The organism is Alloyangia mangrovi (assembly GCF_002300555.2).
GTDB classification, from domain to species: Bacteria; Pseudomonadota; Alphaproteobacteria; order Rhodobacterales; family Rhodobacteraceae; genus Salipiger; species Salipiger mangrovi.
In genome coordinates this window covers 1-10143 of sequence record NZ_NTHN02000093.1, presented here as the reverse complement: position 1 = coordinate 10143, position 10143 = coordinate 1, and the positions used below count along the sequence as shown (strand labels likewise).

9 protein-coding genes and 2 pseudogenes are annotated in these 10143 nt (G+C 67.1%); 6 read left to right on the top strand and 5 right to left on the bottom strand.

Features of this window, described 5'->3' with window-relative positions:
- Window positions 1–226, bottom strand: a pseudogene (locus CLG85_RS26090) (SDR family NAD(P)-dependent oxidoreductase); the annotation flags it as partial.
- Window positions 227–367: 141 nt separating this feature from the next.
- Between CLG85_RS26090 and CLG85_RS26085 the strand changes: the two are divergent.
- Window positions 368–868 (top strand): transglycosylase SLT domain-containing protein, encoded by a 501-nt coding sequence (locus CLG85_RS26085; protein ID WP_224844052.1) that lies wholly within the window; start codon window positions 368–370, stop codon window positions 866–868.
- A gap of 3 nt (window positions 869–871) precedes the next feature.
- Here CLG85_RS26085 and CLG85_RS26080 read toward each other — a convergent pair whose 3' ends face one another.
- Window positions 872–1849, bottom strand: a complete 978-nt coding sequence (locus CLG85_RS26080; protein WP_095881832.1) for a DNA topoisomerase IB — start codon at window positions 1847–1849, stop codon at window positions 872–874.
- Window positions 1850–1959: 110 nt separating this feature from the next.
- Here CLG85_RS26080 and CLG85_RS26075 point away from each other — a divergent pair, with 110 nt between their 5' ends.
- A complete protein-coding gene (locus CLG85_RS26075; RefSeq protein ID WP_095881831.1) occupies window positions 1960–3444 on the top strand; it encodes an AMP nucleosidase in 1485 nt (494 codons plus the stop codon).
- 132 nt (window positions 3445–3576) lie between these two features.
- Window positions 3577–3864: an HU family DNA-binding protein gene (locus CLG85_RS26070; RefSeq protein WP_095881830.1), complete on the top strand. Its 288-nt coding sequence runs from the start codon at window positions 3577–3579 to the stop codon at window positions 3862–3864.
- 67 nt (window positions 3865–3931) lie between these two features.
- Here CLG85_RS26070 and CLG85_RS26065 read toward each other — a convergent pair whose 3' ends face one another.
- Together CLG85_RS26065 and CLG85_RS26060 are read right to left on the bottom strand one after the other, a co-directional pair.
- Entirely contained in the window at window positions 3932–4630 is a 699-nt protein-coding gene (locus CLG85_RS26065; RefSeq protein WP_095881829.1) for a GNAT family N-acetyltransferase, read from the bottom strand.
- Between the two features lies 1 nt (window position 4631).
- Window positions 4632–6029, bottom strand: a complete 1398-nt coding sequence (locus CLG85_RS26060) for an aminotransferase family protein (RefSeq protein ID WP_095881828.1) — start codon at window positions 6027–6029, stop codon at window positions 4632–4634.
- 372 nt (window positions 6030–6401) lie between these two features.
- Here CLG85_RS26060 and CLG85_RS26055 point away from each other — a divergent pair, with 372 nt between their 5' ends.
- The 3 genes from CLG85_RS26055 (at window position 6402) to CLG85_RS26045 (ending at window position 9585) form a co-directional block, all read left to right on the top strand.
- Entirely contained in the window at window positions 6402–7394 is a 993-nt protein-coding gene (locus tag CLG85_RS26055; RefSeq protein WP_095881827.1) for a taurine ABC transporter substrate-binding protein, read from the top strand.
- Window positions 7395–7507: 113 nt separating this feature from the next.
- On the top strand, window positions 7508–8323 hold the full coding sequence (locus CLG85_RS26050) for a taurine ABC transporter ATP-binding protein (RefSeq protein WP_095881826.1): 816 nt from the start codon (window positions 7508–7510) through the stop codon (window positions 8321–8323).
- Window positions 8320–9585: an ABC transporter permease gene (locus CLG85_RS26045; RefSeq protein WP_095881825.1), complete on the top strand. Its 1266-nt coding sequence runs from the start codon at window positions 8320–8322 to the stop codon at window positions 9583–9585. The genes CLG85_RS26050 and CLG85_RS26045 overlap by 4 nt, the downstream gene beginning before the upstream one ends.
- A 101-nt stretch (window positions 9586–9686) precedes the next feature.
- Here the strand turns inward: CLG85_RS26045 and CLG85_RS26040 are convergent.
- Window positions 9687–10143, bottom strand: a pseudogene (locus CLG85_RS26040) (zinc-ribbon domain-containing protein); the annotation flags it as partial.

Below are 10143 nucleotides of genomic sequence, written 5' to 3'. Positions count from 1 at the left end.
CGCCGTCGCGCGGCCCGGCGGAAACGAGCACATGGCTGGCCCGGGCCAGCGCCGCCTCGAGCGCGGCGCGCTGCCAGAGCACGGGCTCGATGCCCCGCGTCGCGAGGTCGGGTGCCCTGGCGGGGTCGCGGTGGGTGCCGAGCACCCGCCATCCCTGCGGGGTCAGGCGGCGGGCGAGGGCGGCGGCGGAATAGCCGTGTCCGAGAGTGAGAAGCGTGCGTGTCATGGGCGGCAACCTGCGGCGCGGCGGGGCGCTTGGCAAGCCCCGCGCGCGCAGGCGCCCTTCCGCTCATGCGGCATTGCGCGGGATAGGCCAAAGCCCGCAATGAGGGTATCAGGGCACATCTGAGGCTACGTGGAATTCGGAATGTCCCGAAAGACCGAAATGACCCGGCGCGCCTGCTTGTCGCTCGTGCTCCTGCCGCTCGTGGCGCCGCTCTCCGCCTGCGCCGTGCAGCAGGAGGAGGTGCCCGAGGTGACGCGCTTCGACCCGCCGCTCTATCCCAACGAGACGCCCGAGCTGCGCGAGTCGATCAACAAATGGTCCGACTACTACGAGGTGCCCCGGCGGCTGGTCCACCGGCTCGCGATCCGCGAGAGCACCCACTCTCCCGAGGCGCGCAATGGCCCCTATTATGGCCTGCTACAGATCCTCCCCGCCACCGCCCGCACCATGGGCTTCCGGGGGCAGCCGCGCGAGTTGCTCGATGCGGAGACCAACCTTGAATATGGCGTGAAATACCTGCGCGGCGCTTGGCTGCTCTCGGATGGCAATCCCGACGCGGCGATCGGGCTCTATGCCAAGGGGTATTACTACGAGGCCAAGCGGCGCGGCATGCTGGTCGAGACCGGCCTGCGCCGGGGCTGAGCCTCAGCGCTCCAGCAGGGCGAGAAGCTGCGCCTCGGCGCGGCGCAGCCCGGGACGGTCTGGCGCACGCTCCAGCAGCTTTGGCAGACCCGTCTCGGCGAGGGCGATCACCGCGGGATGGATGTAGGAGCTGCGCGCCACCGTCGGCGTGTTCGCCAGCCGCTCCGCCGCCGCCTCGGCCATCGCCTTGATGCTGACCTTTTCCGCGGTTCGTGCCGCCTCCAGCGCCGCGACGCTGCCGTTCCAGGTGCGGAAGGTCTTGGCGGTGAGGGCCGGATTGCCGGTGCGCTCTGCGAGCCAACGGTTGACTTCATCAGAGCGCAAGCCGTGCGGCTGGCCGTCCTCGTCGAGCCAGGCGATCAGCTCCTTGCCGGGCAGATCGCCAAGCGTGGTGAGGGCGCGCTGCAGCGTGCGGTCCTTCAGTTGCTTGTGGATGCGTTTGCCGCCCTTGCCGGGGAAGCGCAGGTGAAGCGTGCCGCCGTCGAGCCGCAGGTGCGTGCCGCGCAGCGTGGTCGCGCCGTAGCTGCCGTTCTCCAGCGCGTAATCGGCATTGCCGACCCGCAGCCCGGCGCGGTCGAGCAGCGCCAGCGTGGCGGCGAGCGCGAACTCCCTGTCGCCGGGATCGCGTGCGCGGAGCTGGGTGAGGATGCTGCGCCGGAGCCCGGGCAGGGCGGCGCCGAACTCGGCGAGATGCCCGTATTTCCGCTCGGACCGAAATGCTGTCCAGTCGGGGTGGTAGCGGTACTGCTTGCGGTCCCGCGCGTCGCGCCCGGTGGCCTGCAGATGGCCATTGGCGCGCGGACAGATCCAGACCTGCTCGTAGGCCGGCGGCACCGCCAGGGCCCTGATCCGGGCGCGCTCCTCGGCGGCGTCGATCCTTGTGCCGTCAGGGGCGATATAGCTGAAGCCGCGCCCGCAGCGCCGGCGCAGGATGCCGGGCTGGCTGTCGGGATAGTAGATGAGATCGGGGCGCGGGGTCATGCCTGCGAACGCCGCGCGCGGTGGGCGGGTTCCGCGCGGTGATCGCGACGTCTTGAACCCGTCACCTCTTCCTGCCACGCTGGCCGGCAAAATAGCGGAAGGAGCCGCAGATGCAGGACATGCAGGCGAAATTGCAGATAGTTTCCCCCGAGGCCCCGGAGCCGGAGCTCTTCGCCGAAGCCGAGGCGGCGGTCGAGCGGCTCTGCATGCTCTATGCGCAGGCCGCGGAGTTCCTGAAGGAGCGCTTCCTGTCCTCGATGGCCGAGGGACATCCCGATGTCCGCTACCGGGCCTTCTACCCCGAGGTGCGGATCACCACGACCAGCTTTGCCAAGGTCGACAGTCGCCTCAGCTTTGGCCACGTCTCGGCGCCCGGCACCCATGCCACCTCGATCACCAGGCCGGACCTGTTCCGGCACTACCTCAAGCAGCAGATCGGGCTGTTGATCGAGAACCACGGCGTGAAGGTGCAGGTGGGCCTGTCGGACACGCCCATGCCGGTGCATTTCGCGGTGGCCAATTTCCCCGAACTGACCGTGCCGCAGGAGGGGGCGGCGCAGTTCATCCTTCGCGACGTCTTCGACGTGCCGGACCTGACCACCACCAACGACGACATCGTCAACGGAGTGGCGCGCCCCGCGCCCGACGGTACCGAGCCACTGGCCCCCTTCACCGCGCAGCGGGTGGATTACTCGCTGGCCCGGCTGGCGCATTACACCGCCACCGATCCGGCGCATTTCCAGAACCACGTGCTCTTCACCAACTACCAGTTCTACGTCAGCGAGTTCGAGGCCTATGCCCGCAAGCAGCTCGCCGATCCCGAGAGCGGCTACATTTCCTTTGTCTCGACCGGCAACGTCGAGATCACCGATGCCGAGACCGCGATCCCGCTGACCGCGAAGATGCCGCAGATGCCGACCTACCACCTCAAGCGCAAGGACGGCTCGGGGATCACGCTGGTCAACATCGGTGTCGGCCCGTCGAACGCCAAGACCGCCACCGACCATATCGCGGTGCTGCGCCCGCATGCCTGGCTGATGGTCGGGCACTGCGCGGGTCTGCGCAACTCGCAGAGCCTTGGCGACTTCGTGCTGGCCCACGCCTACCTGCGCGAGGACAAGGTGCTCGACGACGACCTGCCGATCTGGGTGCCGATCCCGGCGCTGGCCGAGATCCAGGTGGCGCTGGAGGATGCGGTCGAGGAGGAGACTCAGCTTTCGGGCTACGATCTCAAGCGGGTGATGCGCACCGGCACCGTCGCCTCGGTGGACAACCGCAACTGGGAGCTGCGCGACCAGCGTGGCCCGGTGCAGAGGCTGAGCCAGTGCCGCGCCGTGGCGCTGGACATGGAGAGCGCGACCATCGCCGCCAACGGTTTCCGATTCCGGGTGCCCTACGGCACCTTGCTCTGCGTCAGCGACAAACCGCTGCACGGCGAGCTGAAGCTGCCGGGAATGGCGTCCGATTTCTACAAGACGCAGGTGGCGCGTCACCTGATGATCGGGATAAGAGCCATGGAGCATCTGCGCACCATGCCCCTCGAGCGGATCCATAGCCGCAAGTTGCGTAGCTTCGACGAGACAGCCTTCCTCTGAATTGGCAGTTTGCAGCTCGAAACGCGTAGATTTCTCTTGCAAATAGCCACTATTCGTTGTGTTTCGACTCTACATAGAGTTAAGTGACCTCAATGGGGCCCAAGTACTCGGGCAGTTCAAGGAGACCATGAAATGGCGAAGCCGATGACCAAAACCCAACTCGTGGCCGCACTGGCAGAAGAGATGGGCGCAGACAAGAAGACCGCGTCGACCGCTCTGGAAGCGATCACCGACATCATCACCAAGGAAGTTGCAGGCGGCGGCGCCGTGACCCTCCCGGGCGTTGGCAAGATCTACTGCCGTGAGCGTCCCGAGCGCATGGTGCGCAACCCCGCCACCGGCGAGCAGTTCAAGAAAGAGGCCGACAAGGTGGTCAAGATGACCATCGCGAAGGCGCTGAAGGACAGCGTCAACGGCTGATCTTTCCTGCTCGACTGAGCATCAGGGCCGCGGTTACGCGGCCCTTTTTTTGTTGTTTTATCGATATTTAGAGATCGGAGAGCCGGGCGATCTGCCGACCTTCGGCGTCGAAGTTCGCCGGAGCCAGCCACGCCTCGAAGCGTGCGCGCAGGCGCGGCCACTCGGTATCGAGGATCGAGAACCACGCCGTGTCGCGGTTGCGCCCCTTGGTCACCACCGCCTGGCGGAAGGTGCCCTCGTAGTTGAAGCCGAGCCGCTCCGCCGCCCGGCGCGAGGGGGCGTTGAGCGCATCGCATTTCCATTCGTAGCGCCGGTAGCCCAGCTCGTCGAAGGCGCGCTTCATCATCAGGTACATGGCCTCGGTCGCCGCAGGGCTGCGCTGCAACAGGGGACTGAAGTGGATGTGCCCGACCTCGATCACGCCATTGGCCGGGTCGATCCGCAGGTACGAGGCGATTCCCACCGGCGTGCCATCCGGCGTGCAGAGCGTGTGGAACAGCGGATCCGAGCTTTCGGCGCAGCGGCTGATCCAGTCCTGCGCGGTGGCGAGGTCTGGCAGCGGCTCGCCCGGCAGATAGGTCCAGTTGGCGCCACTGTCGTCCTTCGCGAATGCCTCGAAGAGCGCCTCGGCATGGTCCGCCCGCGTCGGCTCGAGGCTCACGAAACGGCCGGTCATCGGGCTGCGTGGGGGCAGGGGGCGGGGGAAGCTGCCATCGACGGGCAGCCCGATGGGCTGCCCGTGTTCGTTCATGCGGTGTCCGGTCATCTCAGCCGAAGACCGTTCCCAGCGCGCCGTCCACAGCCTCGACGATCTGGTCGATGTCGTCCTTCGTGGCGATCAGCGCCGGGGCGAAGCACAGCGTGTTGTTGTAGCCGGGGATCGAGCGGTTGGTCATGCCGATGATGACGCCGCGCTTGTTCACCTCGGCGACCACGGCAGCGGTGCGCTTCTCGTCCATCGGCTCGCGGGTGGCGCGGTCGGTCACCAGCTCGGCACCGAGGAAGAGGCCCTTGCCGCGCGCCTCGCCGACGACCGCGTGCTTGTCCTTCAGCCCCTCGAGGCGGCCGAGCATGTATTCGCCCATCGCGGCGGTATTCTCGAGCAGGTTCTCGTCCTCGATGATGCGCATGTTCTCGAGCGCCGCGGCGGGGCCGGCGGTGCAGCCGCCGAAGGTCGAGATGTCGCGGAAGTAGTTCATCGGGTCCGAGGCGTCGTCCTTGAAGAGGTCGAAGACGCGCTCGTTGGTGACGCAGCAGGCGATGGCGGCGTAGCCCGAGGCGACGCCCTTGGCCATGGTCACGAAATCCGGCTCGACGCCATAGTGCTGGTAGCCGAACCAGGTGCCGGTCCGGCCGACGCCGCAAACCACCTCGTCGATGTGCAGCAGCACGTCATACTTGCGGCAGATCTCCTGCACGCGCTGCCAGTAGCCCGCCGGGGGCACGATCACCCCGCCGCCTGCGGTCACCGGCTCGAGGCAGATGGCGCCGACGGTGTCGGGGCCTTCGCGCAGGATCACTTCCTCGATGGCATCGGCGGCGCGCTGTCCATAGGCCTCGCCCGACAGATCGCCCCAGCCCTGATCCCCGGCGCGGTATTCAAGGCAGTGCGGCACCGACACGAAGCCGGGCGCGAAGGGGCCGTATTGCGCATTGCGCTCGAGCTGGCCGCCCGCCGACAAGGCGCCGATCGTGGTGCCGTGGTAGTCGCGCTCGCGGTAGAGGATCTTGTGCTTCTTGCCGCCGTAGCGCTTGTGGGCGATCTGGCGGACCATCTTGAAGGCCTTCTCGTTCGCCTCGGAGCCGGAGTTGCAGTAGTAGACGCGGCTCATGCCCGGCATCTTGTCGATCAGCTTCTCGGCGAAGAGCGCGCCGGGGATCGAGCCCGCGGCGCCGGCATAGTAGTTCAGCTTCATCAGCTGCTCGGAGATCGCGTCGACGATGCTCTTGCGGCCGTAGCCGACGTTCACCGTCCAGACCGCGCCCGAGACCGCGTCGAGCTGCTCGCGCCCGGTCTGGTCCCAGACCCGCATGCCCTTGCCCTCGACGATGATCTTGGGGTCCGAGGTCTCGAACTGCTTGTGCTGCACGAGGTGGTGCCAGACGTGAGCCTTGTCGGCTTCGACGACGTGGCTGAGGTCGTTCTGGGTGAGGGTGCCGTCCATGGAAGCTCTCCTGAATTCCGGGCGCCGCAAGGGGCGCGAAAGCGTGACTCCGCGATGCGGGATGCTAGCACATGTGCCAGAAGCTGGCGTAAGTCTTAGCGCCAGATTTACGGTTGATATAAGGCCAGATTGCGAGGCCAATCGCTACTGCTGCGGAAGTTGCCAAGTATAACGGGATTTTCCTCACAGGGCAGTGCACGGGAATTGGGCAGCTTACCCCACTGCCCCCCATGTACTTGCTGCATCCGCAGGCATCGCCCATTGATTGAGCGTATCTTTTCCGGTCGGATCGACGGCGAGCCGGGCGCCTGACGTACCGGCCAGGCACAAGCCCCGCGGAGCATGACGGGGCAGCAGAACGGGAGAGACGAGATGACGATCAAGAAGAGCCTGATGGGTGCGGCGGGTGCCGCGGCGCTGCTGGCCGGTGCCGCCAGTGCCGAGAGTATCACCGTGGGCTATTTCCTCGAGTGGCCGATGCCCTTCGAATACGCCAAGGCCGAAGGCCTGTACGAAGAGGCCATGGGCACCGAGATCAACTGGGTGAGCTTCGACACCGGCACCGCGATGTCGGCGGCGATGGCTTCGGGTGACGTGCAGCTCTCGGTCAGCCAGGGCGTGCCACCCTTCGTCGTCGCCACCTCGGCAGGGCAGGACCTGCAGGCGCTCGACGTGGCGGTAAGCTACGCCGACAACGACAACTGCGTAGTGCGCTCCGAGCTGGAGATCGACAAGGACAGCGCCGCCGAGCTCGAGGGCAAGAAGGTCGCCGTGCCGCTCGGCACCGCTGCTCACTACGGTTTCCTCAAGCAGATGGATCACTTCGGCGTGGACCTTGCCAGCCTCGAGATCGTCGACATGGCACCGCCCGATGGCGCCGCCGCCATCGCGCAGGGCGCGGTTGACATGGCCTGCGGCTGGGGCGGCTCGCTCCGCCGCATGAAAGAGCACGGCAACGTGCTGCTCACCGGCGCCGAGAAGGAAGAGCTGGGCATCCTGGTTTTCGACGTGACTTCCGGCCCCGCGGGCTGGGTGGCCGAGAACTCGGACCTTGTCGCCGCCTTCCTCAAGGTGACCGCCGACGCCAACGCCATGTGGGCGGATGAGTCCAACCAGGCCAAGATGCTGCCGGTCATCGCCAAGGACGCGGGCATGGACGAGGCCGCCACCGCCGAGACCATGGCGACCTTCGTCTTCCCCACCGCCGAAGAGCAGCTCTCGGGCAAATGGCTGGGCGGCGGCGCGGCCGACTTCATGAAGGGCGTCGCCGACGTCTTCGTCGCCGCCGGCTCGATCGATGCGGCGCTCGACAGCTACGCCGACCACGTGAACACCGGGCCGCTGTCTTCAGCGGGCTCGATGTAAGGCCTTCGGGCCTTCCGTCCCGGCGGTGGGGGGCTGCTGCCGGGACCTTCGCATCAGAACGACATTGGGGGCGGAACCCCCGAGCCGCGGCGTAAGGCCGCGAAAGGCGGATCATGAGCGGATTATCCATCCAGAACCTGTCGATGCGCTTCGACCTGCCCAACGGCAGCTCGGTGCAGGCGCTGAAGGACGTCTCGCTGGACCTCGCAGAGGGCGAGCTCTTGTCGGTGCTGGGCCCGTCGGGCTGCGGCAAGACCACCTTGCTCAACATCGTGGCGGGCTTTCTCGCGCCCACCGAGGGCAAGATCATCCTCAATGGCCACGAGGTGCGCGGCCCCGCCGCCGAGCGCGGTATGGTGTTCCAGCAGGGCGCGCTCTTCGAGTGGATGAACGTGCGCGACAACGTCAGCTTCGGCCCGCGCATGGCCGGAAAGCGCGAGCGCGACTACGGTGCCAATGTCGATCACCTGCTCGAGGTGGTGGGCCTGCGCGACTTCAAGGAAAAGGCGGTTTACGAGCTGTCGGGCGGCATGCAGCAGCGCGTGGCGCTGGCCCGCTGCCTTGCCAATGATCCCGATGTGATCTTGATGGACGAGCCGCTTGGGGCGCTCGACGCGCTCACCCGCGAGAAGATGCAGAGCCTCGTGCTGAAGCTCTGGAAGGAAACCGGCAAGACCATCATCCTCATCACCCATTCGGTCGAGGAGGCGCTGCTCTTGGGCGAGCGGCTGCTTGTCATGGCGCCGCGCCCGGGCCGTATCCACCGCGAGTACCGTCTGCCCTTTGCCGACCTCGGCGCCGGTCAGGACCTGCGCGCCGTCAAGAAGCATCCCGATTTCGCCAGCACACGCGAAGAAATCCTCGGGATGATCTGGGACATGGAGGAAGAGATCATGGGCCGCAGCGAGACCGCGGGGGCCGCGTCATGATCGTCTTTGCTCTCTATATCGCGATCTTCGTGGCAAGCTGGCTGCTGGTGAAACTGCTGGTGCACCGCGCCCTGAACGATTTCACCGCCCGCAAGACCGTCACCTTCGGGGACGAAAGCGCCGTGCGCCCGAGCCGCATCGCCAGCGTGGTCTCGATCCTCACGATCTTCCTGCTCTGGGGGGCCTTCACCGGCTCGACCTGGGTGCCGAAGTTCCTGCACGCGCCGGGGCCCTTCGTCGGCGATGCCAGCTTCACCTACACCGCCGAGGCGGACGGGGTCGAACCCGACGAGGCGACGGTCACCGTGCGCGTCTTCCCGGTGGGCGAAGAGACCGAGGACCCCGAGGTCGATCCCGGGGATGGCTGGGCGAAGAACGACAGTGCGAGCGTCGGGGCCTGGCGCTCTGGGCTGGTGCGGGTCGATCAGAATGACGAGCATGGGCGCGACGAAGGGCACAGGGTCGTTGCCGTCAACGGCCAGCCGATCGCGCCGGGCGGCGAGGTCATGACCGACTATGGCCGGGTCGGCATGTCGCCCAAGGGCACGCTCAACTTCGAGCCCGCCAAGGGCTGGCAGATGGAGCCGATCTGGCTGCCGGCCCCCGAGGCCGTGCTTGCCCGGCTGGTCGAGATCTCGCGCGACGGCTACCGCGACAGCACGCTCTGGGAGCATCTCGGCTGGTCGCTCTTCCGGGTGATCGCGGGGTTCTTCTTCGGCGCGCTGATCGGCATTCCGCTCGGCTATGCCATGGGCCTGTCGGACTGGTTCCGCGGCTGGTTCGATCCCATCGTCGAGTTCATGCGCCCGGTGCCGCCGCTGGCGCTCATTCCGCTGGTCATCATCTGGGCAGGCATCGGCGAGACCGGCAAGATCATTCTGCTCTTTCTCGCGGCGCTCTGGATCATGGCGATCGCGGCGCGCTCCGGGGTCTCGGGGGTGAAGATCTCCAAGGTGCACGCGGCCTATTCGCTGGGGGCCAGCAAGGTGCAGATCCTGCGCCACGTGATCATCCCCAACTCGCTGCCCGACATCTTCACCGGCGCGCGGGTCGCCATGGGTGTCTGCTGGGGCACCGTGGTCGCCGCCGAGCTTGTCGCCGCCGAAAAGGGCGCGGGGATGATGATCATGGTCGCCTCGAAGTTCCAGCTCACCGACATCGTGATCATGGGGATCATCCTGATCGGGGTGATCGGCTTCGGCATCGACATGCTGATGCGGTTGGCCGAGCGTAAGCTGGTGCCCTGGAAGGGTCGGGGCTGAGTGCAGTCGGCACGGGTGGAGCGAGGGGGCTGTCTGACCCCTCGCTCCACCGAAGATACCTTCACCTAGAAGAGCACGCGAGAGCGAGTGGTCGTGGCGGCTCAGCTCAGCAGGGCGGTGAGCTGGGCATCGAGCCAGAGCCGCAAGCCATCCACCGTCGCCACGAAGGGATCGAGCAGCGGGGCGAGGGCAGGGACCGCGGCGGTGAGCACCGGGGCCAGCGCGTAGACCAGCACCGCCAGCGACGCCAGGATGAGCACCACGCCGAAGCCTCGGGCAAAGCCGCTGCCCTGCAGTTCTTCCTCTTCGGCGGCGCGTGCGCGGCCCTGCGGGGTTTCCATGCGGCGCGGCTCGGGGGCGACGCGCAGGGTCTGGTTGATTTCCTCGATGTCCGGCAGCAGGTCACGGCGCGAGGGCGCTACGGCGGGATGCTCGGGCTCGGAGGTCGCGAATTCGGCGCGCTCGGGCGCTTCCGGCGCGGCCTCGGGCTTGGCGAGGGGCGCTGGCGCGAGATCTTCGGGGCGCGGGGCATCGCCGCGGATGCGGGCCATGTGGGCG